Genomic DNA, 14318 nt, shown 5'->3' with positions numbered 1-14318 from the left:
TTTAGCCTCTGTGTGGTTGCTAGGATGACCTCGAGAGGATACGCGCAATGACTGAACCTCGGCTGAACACCGTCCAGTGCCTGCATCCGCAGGGTTTGCACCGCATGGCCTATTGGGAGTGGGGCGAGGCCGACAACCCACAGGTGGTGGTCTGCGCCCACGGTCTGACGCGGCAGGGCCGTGACTTTGACACGCTGGCGCAGCGCCTGGCCCAGCGCTTTCGCGTGGTCTGCCCGGATGTGGTGGGGCGCGGGCAGTCGGACTGGCTGGACAACCCCATGCTCTACCAGGTGCCGCAGTACGTGTCCGACATGGTGGCCTTGCTGGCTCGGCTGCAGGCGCGTGAGCTGAGCTGGGTCGGGACCTCCATGGGCGGGCTCATCGGCTTGGGGCTGGCGGCATTGCCGGGCTCACCGGTGCAGCGCCTGGTGCTCAACGACGTGGGCCCGCGCCTGGAGCTGAGCTCTTTGCAACGCATTGGCGCCTATGTGGGTAAGGCGCCGGGTTTTGACTCGCTGGAGCAAGGCGCGGCCTATTTGCGCAGCATCTCGCCTGGCTTTGGTGAGCACACGCCAGAGCAATGGCTGGCCTTGTCACGCCCCATGTTCAAGCCTGCCCAACAGGGCTTGCGCCTGCACTACGATCCACGCATCTCCGAACCCTGGGCTGCGCTGACTCCCGAATGGGTGCAAGCCGGCGAGGCCCAGCTCTGGGCTGCCTACGATGCACTGCGCATTCCGGTGTTGGTGCTGCGCGGGCAGCAGTCTGATTTGCTCAGCGCTGAAACCGCGCAAGCCATGGCCTCGCGTGGGCCTCAAGCGCAGGTGGTGGAGTTGCCTGATGTGGGGCACGCACCGACCTTGGTGCATGCCGAGCAAATGGCCTGGGTCGAGAATTTTTTGTAGGGTGGCCTGAACTCTCCGCGGTGGAGCTGTAGGGACAAAGCATTCAATGAAAACGGTTTTGGGTGGAGCGGTGGCCGAGGCCTCGCCTTGGGTCAGCTTGCTGGAGGGGGATCTCAGTGCCACGGCGGCCCCTGCGGTGGCCGAGACAACCTCGGCCTTGGAAGACCCGCTGCAGCGCGCGCGCCATTTTGCGCAGCCCCTGCTGGCGGGCGAGTTGCTCGACACCGGCGAGGGCGCGCTGGCGCACGCCGACGGTGTGGCCGCCATCTTGGCGGGCATTGGCGCTGCGCCTGGGATGCAGGCGGCTTGCTACTTGGTGTACGCAGGCGACTATCTGAACAAGCCCGAGGACGTGGTGGCCAAGGCCTTTGGCCCGAGCTACGCCAGCCTGGTTATGCACACGCGGCGCCTGGTGCAAATCCAGCGCGCCACGCGCGAGGCACCGCAGCACACGGCCCAGCGCCAGGAGCAAACCGAGCTGGTGCGCAAAATGCTGCTGGCGTTCTCGCGCGATTTGCGCGTGGTGCTGCTGCGCCTCGCTTCGCGCCTGCAAACCCTCCGCTGGCACGCCGCAAATAAACAGCCGTGCCCGCACTACCTGGCCCAGGAGTCGCGCCAGATCTTCGCGCCCCTGGCCAACCGGCTGGGCATTTGGCAAATCAAATGGGAGCTGGAGGACCTGGCGTTTCGCTTCCTCGAGCCCGAGGCCTACCACCAGCTGGCGCGTGCATTGCAGGAAAAGCGCGCCGAGCGCGAGCAGGCCGTGCTGGCGCAATGCAGCGCGCTGCAAGCCCTGCTGCAGGAGCTGGGCATTGCCGGGGTGGTGCAGGGGCGGCCCAAGCACCTCTACAGCATCTGGAAAAAAATGCAGGGCAAGGCGCTGACCTTGGAGCGCGTGTTTGACCTGCGGGCGCTGCGCATCGTGGTGCCTGATGTGGCCGATTGCTATGCCGTGTTGTCGCGCCTGCACGAGCGCTACGCTGCGGTGGAGGGTGAGTTCGACGACTACATCGCGCGGCCCAAGTCCAATGGCTACCAGTCCTTGCACACCGTGGTGCAGTGCGCGGACGGGCGTGCCATGGAGGTGCAAATCCGCACGCGCCAGATGCACGAGCACGCCGAGCACGGCGTGGCCGCGCACTGGGCCTACAAAGAGGCGGGCGCCAAGGGCTATGCGGGGGTGAGTGCCAGCGGCGAATTCGAGGAACAAGTGGCCCAGGCGCGCAAATCGGTGCTGCGCCAGCTGCTGGCCTGGGAGCGCGATTTCGTGGGCGACGCAGGCCCGGCATTTGATGAGCGCATCTATGTCTTCACCCCGCAGTCGGCCGTGGTGGAGCTGTGTGCGGGTGCCACCGGGGTGGACTTTGCCTACGCGCTGCACACCGATCTGGGCCACCGCTGCCGCGGCGCCAAGGTCGATGGCGTGATGGTGCCGCTCAACACCCCGCTGCGTAACGGGCAGACGGTGGAAGTTATCGCCACCAAGGAAGGCGGGCCTTCGCTGGACTGGCTCAATCCCGAGCTGGGTTTGATGCAAAGCCCGCGCAGCCGCGCCAAGGTGCGGGCCTGGTTCAATGCTCAGGCCCAGCAGCAAACCCGCGCGCGCGGCCGCGAGCTGGTGGAAAAGCTGCTGCAACGCGAAGGCAAAACCGCCATCAAGCTCGAAGACCTGGCCTCGCGCCTGGGCTTCAAGGGCGCTGATGCGCTCTTCGAGGTGGTGGGTAAAGACGAATACTCGCTGCGCAATATCGAAACCCTGCTGCGCCCACCCAAGCCCGAGGTGGATGAAGACGCAGCACTGGCGCAGCGCCACAGCCGCGCCAGTGCTGGCACCAACCGCAGCCAAGGCGGTGTGCTGGTGGTGGGGGTGGACGCGCTGCTCACGCATTTGTCGCGCTGCTGCCGCCCCGCGCCGCCTGATGCCATCACCGGCTACGTCACGCGCGGCAAAGGCGTGGCCATCCACCGCAACGACTGCAGCAATTTGCGCCACATGCTCGAAGGCTCGCCGCAGCGCCGTGTCGATGTGGAGTGGGGGCAAAGCCCAGCGCCGGCTGCTGGCAAGCAGCCCCTGTACCCCCTGGACCTGGTGCTGGAAGTGCAAGACCGCCCCGGGCTGCTGCGCGATGTGCTGGAGCTCTTGGCCAAAGACAAGCTGCATGTCAGCGCCGTGCGTAACCACGCCAGCAAGCGCGCGGCTGCTCGCCACGACTCCTCGCTGATGGACATCACCCTGGAGGTGACCGATGCAGCCAAAGTGGCCAGCACCCTGGTGCAACTGCGCCAGATTCGTGGTGTGCGAAGTGCGCGCAGGCGCTGAGCTTTTTGGGTCCTGGCTGGCCCAACTTCTTGGTGGCTCCTAAAAACGTGCTATAGTGCAAAGCTCTTCAGGCGCGTAGCTCAGTTGGTTAGAGCACCACCTTGACATGGTGGGGGTCGTTGGTTCGAATCCAATCGCGCCTACCAAATACGGTAGGAAAATAACCCGGTAAGTTCAAAGACTTACCGGGTTATTTCATTTCCGGCCTCTATGTGCTGGGGAAGTGACCTACTCCCTCCCGCCGTACCACCGAGGCGGAAGTCCGGGTTGAAGATTGCTTGATCTCTTTGCTTGACGCCGGTGGCGGCCGTGCTGGCGGCCTTCTGGGTTGGCGCGGGATGGTTCATCAACAGGATGTTCTTTGCGCCGTGGCAATGGCTGCGACGGGTTGGTCTTCGATAGTCCTTGTCAGGCCTCCGGGGTCGCAATGGCATGGCCCTTTAAGGGGTCGAAGAACGCTCTTTGAGCAAAGCCACCAATGCCAGCACGCTTTCAGACTGTTCGGCTTCACGATACGCCGCTCCTACGCTGATCTTGAGCTGATCTCCCTCTCGAATTTCCGTGTATGAAACGCCCTTGCGGGTGATCGATTTCAGGGACTGAGGGACGAGCGCCACCCCTTGGCCGGAGGCAACCAGACCGAGCAGCACATGGTGGTCTGCAGGCTCGGGGATTCGTTCCGGCTTGAATCCCAAGCGATCAAAAACCTTCTGGCAGTGATCGTGGTAGGCCGGGTTGAGCTTTCGATCAAACCAGAACAATTTGTCCTGCGCAAACTCGCGAATCGACACGAGGCGCCTCTTCGCCGCAAGGTGATCCGAAGCCATGCAGGCAACCATCCGCTCGTCGAACAGATGCGTGGTGGTCAAGCCCTCGGCTCGCGACGGCAGGCCAATCACTGCCGCGTCCAGATGGCCGCGATGCAAGTCACGAATCGATTGCGCCGAAATCTGCCGTTTCACGATCAAGCGAACGCCAGGAAACCGCTGGGAGAAGGCCTGCTCGACCCACGCGAACAAGCTCGCATCGATCACGGTCGTGATACCGAGCGTGAGTTCGGTTTGCAGGGTGTTCTGGTCTGAACTGAAGCGGGTCAGTACCTGTTCAGATTCCTTGACGAGGGCTCGCGCGTCAACGAGGAATCGTGCACCGGTCTCGGTCAGTCGCACGCCCCGCCGATCGCGATCGAACAAGGAGACCCCCAGACTGTCTTCGAGCATTTTGATCTGGCGACTCAGCGGCGGTTGGGTGATGAACAGTCGCTCGGCCGCTCGCCGAAAGCTCAGTTCCTCAGCCACGGCGATGAAGTACGTCAGTTGCTTCAACTTCAGTGGGTTGCTCACGTCGACCTCCCTGGCGTCTCGTTGATGCTCGAAAGGTATCAGCAAAAAATGACATGGGAATGCGCTGGGTTCCTCGGTACGGTTGCACCCATGCCCAACACCAACACGACCGTGAACGCATCAACCTACCTGAGCGGACTGGACTGCCTGCGCAGGATCGAGGCAACCGACAAGCCGTCCATCATCGATGCCATGTCGGAGATCGCCCCCGACCTGGCTCGACTCGCTGTCAGCTTCGTCTACGGCGAAATATATTCACGCCCAAATCTGAGTCTGAAGGACAGACAGCTCATCACCGTTGCCGCGCTTGCAGCATTGGGCAACGCGCGACCTCAACTCAAATTTCACATCGCCGGTGCGCTCAATGTCGGCTGCAGCGCTGCCGAGATCATCGAGCTGATGATGCATCTGGTGGTCTATGCGGGCTTTCCGGCGGGGCTGAACGGCGTGTTCGCAGCCAAAGAGGTGTTCAAGGATCGCGGCTTGATGTTCGATCCCGCGCCGCAGACCAGTCCAGCGCAGAACGAGCGCTTCAGCATGGGCTGGAATGCACTGTCCCGCATCGACGGCCATGCTGGGGAGCAGGTCATCGCCGCCCTGGCTGACGTGGCACCGGACCTCGGCCGCTTCATCATCGAGTTCGGGTTCGGCGACATCTACACCCGCCCCGGCATGAACCTGCTTCAGCGGGAATTGATCACCGTTGGTGCTCTGACCGCTTTGGGTACCGCGACGCCCCAACTCAAAGTGCACGTGCATGGTCTGCTCAACGTCGGCGGCACACGCGAACAGTTGATCGAGGCCGTGATTCACGTCGCCGCTTACGCCGGCTTTCCCGCTGCCATCAATGCCATGTTTGCGGCCAAGGAAGTGCTCGATGAGCGCGAATCCGAACCGCAGAGTGCCGCCGGTTCGTCGCCGCCAAGCGCCAGCAGGTGACGCCAAAGTTCATCGATCCCGCTGTACCACTGCCGCCCCCAACTGCAGTCACCTCAGCAACCTCTGTACTTGACGGAAAAAGCCATGTCCACGAAAGCCTTGTTGATTACCGAAGTGACGCCGCGAGCTGGCTCAACGAAGCAGGTCGTCGATGCTTGGGCCGCGCTGATGCCGCCGAAGAGCAGCGTGACCCAACGCGCCATCTACCAGTCACTCGATGGTGAGGTTGCTCTCGAACTGTGCGCCTTGAACACATTGGCCGACGCCACGACCCTTGAGTCCTGGTGGGCGCTCGCACGGGAGAAATTGAGCCCGAACCTTGCCAGTGACTTTCGGCGGCAACTCCTGACTTTCGTGGAGGCGCCCAAGGACACATCGGATGCTCTGCCTGCCACGGCCTACCTGCAACTGCGGCATGTCGAAGTGCCGCCCGATCGCTACGCGGACTACCGTGCTTGGCGCGAGAGGACGATCTTCGACGTTGTCCGGACCGCAACCGAAGTCGAGGTCTTTCTGGCCTACCACACGGTGCTCAGCACCGAGCCTGGCGTCATGTTCGTGTCCGGGTTCTCGGGACCAGTGGAGGACTACACAGCGGTGTTCAGTTCCCCCCGCTACCAGCAGATCGTCCGCGAAGCCGGCGATCAGTTCATCACCGGCGGTGATCGTGGGCTGTACACACGGCTCTACCAGCGCATTGCCGTCGCTTGAAGAGGCCGACATGAAGTCGCACATCAACGATGATCTTCGGGGCCGGGTTGCTCTGGTCAGTGGAGCGACGGGCGGGATGGGCAGTGCGATCTGCGCTCGGCTGCTGGATGACGGCATGCGCGTGGTCATGTTGGGCCGCGACGTGGCCAAACTCGCTCGCGTCCACGACACCCTGTCCACGAAGGTGGCTGAACGCGATCGGATTTCCACCCAGGTGGTGGACATGAGCGAGCCGGACTCGGTGGTGCAGGCAGTCGCCGAGGTACTGAACCGGTACGGCCGGGTGACCGATCTTGTGCAGGCGGCCGGTGACGGGCCTGTGGCCTCGTTGCTCGAAACCAATGAGGGCATGTGGGAAGAGACCGTCCAAGGAAAGCTGCTGGGCACGGTGCGACTGGCCCGCGCCGTTGCTCCAGGCATGATCAGCGCCAAGTCCGGTCGGATGGTGATCGTGAACGGCGTGTTCAGCCAGGAGCCCGATCCCCTCTTCCCCATCAACAGCACGATCAACTGTGCCCTTGCCGGCTTCGCCAAGGCGATCTCGCGCGACCTTGGGAAGCACGGGATACGAGTCAACGTGGTGAATCCGGGCGCAACGACCACGCCGCTATGGGACTCGATCTGTCGAGACCTCGCCGCACGCTTCGGGGTCTCACCGAGCGAGATCAATCAGCAGGTCATAGCGAAGGTGCCGCTTGGAATGCTCGCCTCACCTGCCGATGTCGCCAATACCGTTGCCTTCCTCTTGTCGCCCCATGCGGCCTACATCAACGGCGCAGCGATCAGCGTCGATGGTGGCGCTACTGCCGCCGTCTAGGAGAGCGACATGACAACGCCAGCTTCCAACCGACCGACAGCAACCGTCGCAGTTGCCTGCGTGACGACCTGCATCGCCGTTGCATCGGTGTACCTGACTCAGCCCGTGTTCGCGGAAATCGCCGCGACATACGGCCGATCGATTGGCGACGCGCGCCTCGCATTCAGCATTTCGAGCATCGCCTATGCGTTGGCCTTCTTCGTCTTTGGCCCGTTGTCAGATCACATTGGTGTGCGCCGCATGGCCGGGTTAGGTCTGCTATTGGGTGCTGCCTCGGCAGCGTCAGCAGCGCTGCTCGACGACTACATGGGGTTCTTGCTTGCCTGCGCCGTACTGGGCGCGTCGGCAGCAGCAGTGCCGGCGGCTATGTTCGCGTTGATGCCACGGATCGCCCGCAAAGATCAGATCGGCACCTACTTTGGGCTGATCATCGCCGCGTCGGTCGTTGGAATCACCTTGGGGCGCTCGGCCATGGGCCTGCTGACGGCGGGCTTGGGTCTGCGCGGAGCCTGGCTCGCCTGCGCCTGTGTTCTCCTGGTCATGGTCGCCACGACCAGGGCGCTGCCCGAAGACGCTGCGGGGCCCAGCAGCCGCCAGGGCCTGCTGAGCATCTACGCCGGCACTGCCCGCATGCTGATGGCCCCGGACCTGCTGCGCTTGTTCGCTACCGGTTTTCTTCTGTTTTTCGGCTACCTCGGCGTCGTCACGTTTCTGACATTGAGGCTGCATGAACCGCCGTTTTCCTTCGGCAGCGCGGGCATCGGCTCGATCAGCCTGCTGGGACTTGGCGCCGTGGTCGGCGCGCCGGCATCCGGGCGGCTGGTCGGACGCTTCGGATCGCTGGCCGTCGGTCTCGGTGGTCTCGGCATCGTGCTTGGGGCTATCGCCTGCCTCGCATGGGCGCAGTCGGTCATCGGCGTGTCGGTCGGCCTGTTCTTGATCTTCTTGGGTGTCTTCTCATGCCAGCCGGCTGTGTTCGTCAGGATTGCGCAGCGCGTCGACCCCGCCCGTCGGGGTGCGGCATCGTCGCTCTACTTGCTCACTTGCCTCGGAGCCGGAAGCTTGGCAAGCGCTGTTCTGGGTCCGATCTGGGTCAACGGCGGTTGGCCCGCCATCACGGCGATCTGTGCAATGACAACGATCCTGAGCGGTCTTCTGCTCTGCAGCGATGCCTACATCAGTCGACGCAACATTGCTCAGCCGGCATGAGGCGACATGACACCACAAGAAGAGAACCGCCAACAGACGCCCAACAAGGGTGTGGCGAGGAGACAGTCGAGCCGGAGCCGAATTGGCCGAGGCACTCAGTTCACCTTCCAACTTGAATCGGAGTGTTCACATGAAAACGGTCTTCATCGTCGGCAACAAGTTTCGTGAGTTCAGTCGCAACGACGGCGTGATCACGATCGGCGAGTTCGCCGAGATGGCGCGTTCCAGCACCTTCGACAGTCTTCCTACCGGCTGTCGCATTGTGGCCGGTCAAGGTGTGCGTGAGGCGGAACTTCAGGCCATTCACGATCAGGCACGCTGGGCGCTTTCTGCCCGAGACATCGACATCGGCTCAGCGCTGCGTCGCAGCGCCCGTGCCAGTCGGCTGCAAACGCACAAGCACCGAATTCAGAACGTCATCATTTCGCACCCGACCCGTGTTGACGAGCACAACTTCGAGGCGCTGCTCCTGCTCAACGAGCGATCCGAGTTGATGGCCGATCACCAGACCGGCCAACACATCCAGGGCATGATTCTCATCGAGGCGGCTCGGCAGCTCTTCCTTGCCGTGACGGAGGAGTACTTCATCGGGCAAGCGGCACACGACCGCTACTACTTCGTCATCAACAGCCTCGATGTCAAGTTCAAGGGCTTTGTGTTCCCGGTTGATGCGACCTTGCGCTACCAGATCGTGTCCAAGGACATTCAGAATCCCGCGCGCATGCGCTTCGACACCGTCGTGTCGGTGCTGCAAGGAGGGGCATGTGTCACCGAGGTTGCGTTCGGATTCACGGCGTTCTACGCAAGCAAGATTGAGGCAAAGGAACAGCAACAGGCAGTCAGCTTGTTGGACAGGGAGCGGCAACCGCAGTTGAGCGTGTTCGCCACGCAGGCGATTGCTTCGGCTCAGAAGAGCGCTCCTCAGCTCGTAGCGGCCTGAGTCGCAGCAGCAGGGGAGTCGATATGACAAGCGCAGCGCTCTACGACCTCAGCCTCACCACTCAAGGGCCGACCTACCCGCCAAGCGAAGTCATGGATCGGCACGGCAACTTCATCGTCATTGGTCGAATCAATCGGCGCGGCGCCGACGGTGGCGTGGTTTCGGAGTGGTCGCGTGCGATCGTCTCGGCGAGCAGTCCGTTACCTGCCTTTGGCGGAAACCTGCCCTATGACATCGTCCGCGAACTTCCGGAGCAACTGTCCCCAGACGACGAAGGGCTGGTGCTGCATACGTTGCCGCTCCCGCTGCCGTGCAACAACTACCCGATGGTGTTTGCCCCGGAACAGTGTGCCGAGGCGAACCAAGTGAGACGGCCGAGCTACGCCTTCCACGAGGTGCCGATACCTGATCTGCGTGCCCAAGATGGACCGAAGGTCACGCAACCCATCACCCTGGGTCAATGGTGCAAAGCTCGCGGCCAACTGGAGGTGCAGGTGGCCGATGACCGTCGCTCCGCGCAGTTCCACTTCGAGTTCAGTGGCTTGATCCCTGACAGCCTGTACACCGTCATGTCGCTGCGGCAGCGCGACCTTGACCCAGGCGGCCCAACCCGCCCCGGGCCGCTTGGTGTTCCCAACGCCTTTGTCGCAGACGAACACGGAGGGGCTTGCTACCGGGCCGTCCTGCCCAATCCTTTCCCGTCGGCGGGCAGCCATCGCGCCAACCGGATCGTCAATGTCGTGGTGCTGTGGATGAGCTACCAGATGAGCCGGGGGGGGCCATTGGATGGTTCGGACTTGGCGGCGACATTCACGCCCAACTCAAGCTGCCGTCCCCCAGCTTCTCTGAGTTTGAAACGATTTCTTGACCGGAAGGAATACACATGCCGTTCATTTCTGTCACCACTTGGCCGACGCTGAGTGACGAAAAGTGCCAAGCCCTGATCGAGGGGCTGACCCGGGCTGTTCATGAGGTGGCAGGTGCGCCCTTGGACAAAATCGTCGTGGTCATCAATGAGATTCCGAGGAATCGCTGGGGCGAAGGCGGGGTGCTCGGTTCGAACCCCGACTTCCCTGAACTGAGCCGCCGACGCAGCAATGCCTGACCCCAGTCAGGGCCCACAACCCACAAGGGAGCTCACCATGACCAACTCATATGCCTTCTTCGATGTCGATGGCACCCTTCTCCGCCTGAAAAGCATGTTCAGCTTCCATGATTTCTGGTACCAACGATGGATCGGACTCGATAGTGATGCTCGCGTCGAGGAGTACGAAGACGTGACGGCCATCATGCGCGCGCTCGTCGAGAGCGGCGAGCAAAGGGAACTGATCAACCGTCGCTACTACGAGTTCTTCTCCGGTCGCTCCGTCGAAGAGGTTGAGCGATGCGCGCAGGCGTGGGCACGCACCGTTGTCGCCGACCCCAGGATATTCGTGACGGATGTGATCGATGAACTAGAAGCGCTGCGAGCCAAAGGTGTTGAACCCGTGTTTGTCTCGGGCTCCTTCATCGAGGTGCTTTCCCCGATCGCCGACCACTTGGGCGTCTCTCACATGCTCGCAACCCGGCTGTTGCATGACGGCAAGACATACACGGGACGATTCCGTGCGCCGCAGACCATCGGCGAAGGCAAAGCGTTGGCCATCAGCGAGTTCCTGGCCGAGCGCTCAACATTGCCAACAGACTGCTGGGCATTCGGCGACGACATCTCAGACGTTCCCATGCTGGAAGCGGTCGGCCGTCCTGTGGCCGTCATTGGCGACAGTGCCTTGAGTTCAACAGCGAGGGCCCGTGGCTGGAAATGCCTGCACATCTGCGCGTCCGACGATCCATTGATGATTCGCGAGGGCCTCGGCGCTCTTGTGGGCGAGGCGACATGATGGACCGCAGAAAGCTGTTGCTCAGCGTTGCGACGCTTCCCGCCGTGGCTCATGACGCTTCATCGTTTGCTGGACAGCGCTGGCGGCGCGGTCGCGTTGTCGCAAAGGGCTTGTCATCCCCTGTCGGCATGGCGCTCGATCCGGAAGGTCGTTTGCTGGTTGCGAATTGGGGCGCGGGGACAGTCGTCAGAGTCGACCGGGGTGGGCAAGTCACCACCATTGCGGCAGGGCTTGAAGGGCCTTCGGGCCTGGCGCTTGCAGTCAACGGCGACATCTTCGTTGCGTCGTACAGCGGTGACCTGGTCTGGAAGATTTCGATGGCAGGAAAGCCCGAAGTGTTCGTTCGAGGGCTGGCGACACCTGCTGGGCTTTCGCTGGATAGGCAAGGGCGGCTGCTGATCGCAAACCGTCGCACCAATCAGATCCTTGCTGCAGACATGGCAGGCCAACTGTCCGTCGCCGTCGAAGGCGACCTGCAAACCCCGGTCGGGGCGGTACAGATGCCGGAAGGCGGGTACTTTGTATCAAACATCAACGGTGGCGTGGCGTATGCCGGGGTCGATGGACGTGCGCGCACTGTGTCGAGAGATTTCCTTCAGCCTGGCCCAGGCATCGCGGTCGCGGACACGGAGTCTGTATTTGTCGTGGACTACGGCGGTACCGATGTCAAGCAGGTCTACCGCGACGGGCGCACCAGGATAGTCGCCAGTGGCTTCAGAAGTCCCGTTGGGCTGGTGCTCTCGGCCGACCGCCGTACGGCTTTGGTCGCGGATTGGGGTTCCAATTCCGCGTCTGAGATGAGCGTTGGCGGCGGATAGATTTTCGCCTTTCCAGTGCACGAAAGCTCTGTTGGGGGCCGCCTTGGGGTCTGCAGTACCGATCCCTGGTCTAGCACGGCACCGAAAACTTCTTCCTGCTGGCAGCCACTTGGCTGCGCACGACACAGCCTTGGGCATGGTCGTTGATGAGGCCCATGGCTTGCATGAAGGCGTACACCGTGGTGGGGCCGACAAACTTCCACCCCAGCTTTTTGAGCGCTTTGGACAGCGCCACAGAGTCTGGCGAGGTGGATGCGCTCTGCGGGGCGGCCAGACTGTCGGGCTGGGGTTCGAAGCGCCAGAAATAGGCCGCCAGCGAGCCCTCTTGCTGCGCCAGCGTGCAGGCTTGGCGGGCGTTGTGAATGACGGCTTCGATCTTGCCGCGGTGGCGCACGATGCCCGCGTCTTGCAGCAGCCGCTGCACATCCTGCGCCGTGAACTGGGCAATGCGGTGGAAGTCAAAGCCCACAAACGCGGCGCGGAAGTTCTCGCGCTTGGCCAGTATGGTGCGCCAGCTCAGCCCGGACTGAAAGCCCTCCAGGCAGATCTTCTCGAAGAGCCGGAAGTCGTCGGCCACGGGGAAGCCCCATTCGGTGTCGTGGTAGTGCAAAAACTCAGGCGCGGCGCCGCACCAGTGGCAGCGCGCTTGGCCGTCGGGGCCGCTGTAGAGCTTGGGTAGATCGGTCATGGGCGAGAGGCTAGAGGACTGGCACTGGGGACGCGTTACTTGGCCGTTGACGCAGGGGTCGCGGAGCGCTTGGAGGCTGTGGCTGCGGTTGATGCGACACGTGCTTTGGCGCTCAGCCCGGTGGCGGGTTTTGTGGCCGCCTTGGCCACGGCCTTGACGGCTGCTTTGGGCGGCGTCAGAGCCTTGGCAGTTTTCTTGGGAGCGGCCTTTTGAACCGCAGCCTTCTTTGCAGGTGCTTTGGTGGGTGTTTTGGCCGGCGCTTTATCAGCCGCCTTCTTGGCCTCAGCCAGCTTGGGGCGCCCGGTTTTGAGGCTGGGCACGGCGCTCAGCGCGGCCAGCAGCTGGGTGTCGCTGAGTTTGTCCAGCAAGGCCACACCAGCGCGCAGGATCTCGCTTTTCTTGACCACGCGTGCTTTGGCTGCGGCGCGCTGCTTGAGGGCGTCGATCTTGGCGTATTCATCCTTGGGCATGGTGAAGCTGTCGCGGACCAGCTTGACCTTGCTGCTGTCGGCTGGTGTGTTTTTGGCTTTGGACATGGCGTGCCTTTAAGAATTGAAACGGTATAAACAATATATATCGTTTATTGACTTTGGGCTGCTCTATGCATGCCTCAGTTGAGGGGCGGGGGCCTCAGGACGGGGCAGCGCCGTCGTGAGCCAGGGCCAGGCGCACCTGGCCCTGGCAGGCTTGCAGCCGCAGTTCGGCCTGGCTGGCGCTGCAACCCAGGCGCAGCATGACGATGGCGGTCTTGACCCGAAAGCCGCAGGCTTCAAGCGCCTGCAGGGCTTGGGCTTCACTGGCGCCGCTGGCGCGAAGGGTCAGGGCCAGGGTGCGTTGCAGCAGCTTGGTGTTGCTGGCTTTGAGGTCCACCATGAGGTTGCCGTAGACCTTGCCCAGGCGCACCATCACGGCGCTGCTGAAGCTGTTGAGCGCTATTTTTTGCGCCGTGCCAGCTTTGAGCCGCGTGCTGCCGGAGATGACCTCGGGCCCGGTGTCTAGCAGCACGGCGATGTCGGCACCGCGCAGCACGGGGGCGTCGGGGTTGTTGGCAAAGCCAATGCTCAGCGCACCGGCCTGGCGGGCTTGCTGCAGGGCCCCCAGCACATAGGGTGTGCTGCCCGAGGCGGCCAGGGCCAGCACCACGTCCGCGGGGCCGGGCTGCAGCGCGGCGATGTCAGCGCTGCCGCGGCTGGGCTGGTCTTCAGCGCCTTCCACGGCTTGGAACATGGCGCCTGGCCCACCGGCCAATACCGCGCAGGCGCGTTCGGGCGGCCAGGAAAAGGTGGGCGGCAGCTCCACGCTGTCGAGCACCGCCAGGCGGCCCGAGCTGCCCGCCCCCACGTAGAGCAGCCGTCCGCCGTCGCGCAGACGCGGCCACGCGGCTTCCACGGCCTGCTCCAGCGCGGGCAGGGCACGGCGCACGGCCTCCACCGCGTGGTGGTGGTCCTCCACCAGCGCGCTCAAGAGCTGCTGGGTGTTGTAGAGGTCCAGCTCGGCGTGCAGGGGGTGAGGGCGTTCGGTGTTGAGCACGGGGTGACTCCAGCTGCAAGCGGTGACGGGTGGTCCGAGGCACCTGCACCCAGAGCCTGGGCGTAGGCGCCGCAGCGGGGTGCAACAGCACCCGTTGCCAACCAGCCCTGGGGTTATAAACCAGCGATAGGCCGTCGCGCCCAGTGGGCGATACCCCGATGACGGCGGGGCCGCTGGCTGCACATCATGGAGCGCCAGCTCGACCCCCCCCACAACAG

Annotated in this window: 15 protein-coding genes and 1 tRNA gene; 12 read left to right on the top strand and 4 right to left on the bottom strand. The window is 63.1% G+C overall.

From position 1 onward, the window contains the following. The first annotated feature begins 47 nt into the window (after nt 1–47). From ACG0Z6_RS08775 to ACG0Z6_RS08765, 3 genes are all read left to right on the top strand, one after another. On the top strand, nt 48–905 hold the full coding sequence (locus ACG0Z6_RS08775) for an alpha/beta fold hydrolase (protein ID WP_394460475.1): 858 nt from the start codon (nt 48–50) through the stop codon (nt 903–905). Nucleotides 906–951: 46 nt separating this feature from the next. After that, entirely contained in the window at nt 952–3225 is a 2274-nt protein-coding gene (locus tag ACG0Z6_RS08770) for a RelA/SpoT family protein (protein ID WP_394460473.1), read from the top strand. Nucleotides 3226–3294: 69 nt separating this feature from the next. Then, nucleotides 3295–3371 (top strand) — tRNA-Val (locus ACG0Z6_RS08765). 294 nt (nt 3372–3665) lie between these two features. Here ACG0Z6_RS08765 and ACG0Z6_RS08760 read toward each other — a convergent pair. Next, complete coding sequence (locus ACG0Z6_RS08760) at nt 3666–4568, bottom strand: LysR family transcriptional regulator (RefSeq protein WP_394460471.1); 903 nt, start codon at nt 4566–4568, stop codon at nt 3666–3668. A gap of 90 nt (nt 4569–4658) precedes the next feature. On the opposite strand from ACG0Z6_RS08760, the gene ACG0Z6_RS08755 reads away from it, so the two are divergent. From ACG0Z6_RS08755 to ACG0Z6_RS08715, 9 genes are all read left to right on the top strand, one after another. Then, nucleotides 4659–5507: a carboxymuconolactone decarboxylase family protein gene (locus ACG0Z6_RS08755; RefSeq protein ID WP_394460469.1), complete on the top strand. Its 849-nt coding sequence runs from the start codon at nt 4659–4661 to the stop codon at nt 5505–5507. Between the two features lie 84 nt (nt 5508–5591). Further along, a complete protein-coding gene (locus ACG0Z6_RS08750; protein ID WP_394460467.1) occupies nt 5592–6218 on the top strand; it encodes a hypothetical protein in 627 nt (208 codons plus the stop codon). 10 nt (nt 6219–6228) lie between these two features. Continuing rightward, nucleotides 6229–7035 carry an SDR family oxidoreductase gene (locus tag ACG0Z6_RS08745; RefSeq protein ID WP_394460465.1) on the top strand — a complete coding sequence of 269 codons (807 nt, stop codon included), beginning with the start codon at nt 6229–6231 and terminating at the stop codon, nt 7033–7035. Between the two features lie 9 nt (nt 7036–7044). Beyond that, nucleotides 7045–8244: an MFS transporter gene (locus tag ACG0Z6_RS08740; protein ID WP_394460463.1), complete on the top strand. Its 1200-nt coding sequence runs from the start codon at nt 7045–7047 to the stop codon at nt 8242–8244. 130 nt (nt 8245–8374) lie between these two features. Continuing rightward, on the top strand, nt 8375–9184 hold the full coding sequence (locus ACG0Z6_RS08735) for an AfsA-related hotdog domain-containing protein (RefSeq protein ID WP_394460461.1): 810 nt from the start codon (nt 8375–8377) through the stop codon (nt 9182–9184). Nucleotides 9185–9207: 23 nt separating this feature from the next. Then, complete coding sequence (locus tag ACG0Z6_RS08730) at nt 9208–10104, top strand: hypothetical protein (RefSeq protein ID WP_394460459.1); 897 nt, start codon at nt 9208–9210, stop codon at nt 10102–10104. Next, nucleotides 10068–10289: a tautomerase family protein gene (locus tag ACG0Z6_RS08725; protein WP_394460456.1), complete on the top strand. Its 222-nt coding sequence runs from the start codon at nt 10068–10070 to the stop codon at nt 10287–10289. The genes ACG0Z6_RS08730 and ACG0Z6_RS08725 overlap by 37 nt, the downstream gene beginning before the upstream one ends. Nucleotides 10290–10326: 37 nt before the next feature. Beyond that, complete coding sequence (locus tag ACG0Z6_RS08720) at nt 10327–11064, top strand: HAD family hydrolase (RefSeq protein ID WP_394460454.1); 738 nt, start codon at nt 10327–10329, stop codon at nt 11062–11064. Continuing rightward, nucleotides 11061–11882 carry an NHL repeat-containing protein gene (locus ACG0Z6_RS08715; RefSeq protein WP_394460453.1) on the top strand — a complete coding sequence of 274 codons (822 nt, stop codon included), beginning with the start codon at nt 11061–11063 and terminating at the stop codon, nt 11880–11882. The genes ACG0Z6_RS08720 and ACG0Z6_RS08715 overlap by 4 nt, the downstream gene beginning before the upstream one ends. 70 nt (nt 11883–11952) lie before the next feature. Here ACG0Z6_RS08715 and ACG0Z6_RS08710 read toward each other — a convergent pair whose 3' ends face one another. From ACG0Z6_RS08710 to ACG0Z6_RS08700, 3 genes are all read right to left on the bottom strand, one after another. After that, nucleotides 11953–12570, bottom strand: a complete 618-nt coding sequence (locus tag ACG0Z6_RS08710) for a DNA-3-methyladenine glycosylase I (RefSeq protein ID WP_394460451.1) — start codon at nt 12568–12570, stop codon at nt 11953–11955. Between the two features lie 35 nt (nt 12571–12605). Further along, nucleotides 12606–13106 carry a hypothetical protein gene (locus tag ACG0Z6_RS08705; protein ID WP_394460449.1) on the bottom strand — a complete coding sequence of 167 codons (501 nt, stop codon included), beginning with the start codon at nt 13104–13106 and terminating at the stop codon, nt 12606–12608. Between the two features lie 94 nt (nt 13107–13200). Beyond that, nucleotides 13201–14100: an N-acetylmuramic acid 6-phosphate etherase gene (locus tag ACG0Z6_RS08700; RefSeq protein WP_394460447.1), complete on the bottom strand. Its 900-nt coding sequence runs from the start codon at nt 14098–14100 to the stop codon at nt 13201–13203. Between the last annotated feature and the right edge of the window lie 218 nt (nt 14101–14318).

It is taken from the genome of Roseateles rivi, from assembly GCF_043555845.1.
Taxonomy (GTDB): Bacteria; Pseudomonadota; Gammaproteobacteria; order Burkholderiales; family Burkholderiaceae_C; genus Roseateles; species Roseateles rivi.
The sequence above is the reverse complement of the archived record's forward strand: the minus strand, read 5'-3'. Positions and strand labels throughout refer to the sequence as shown.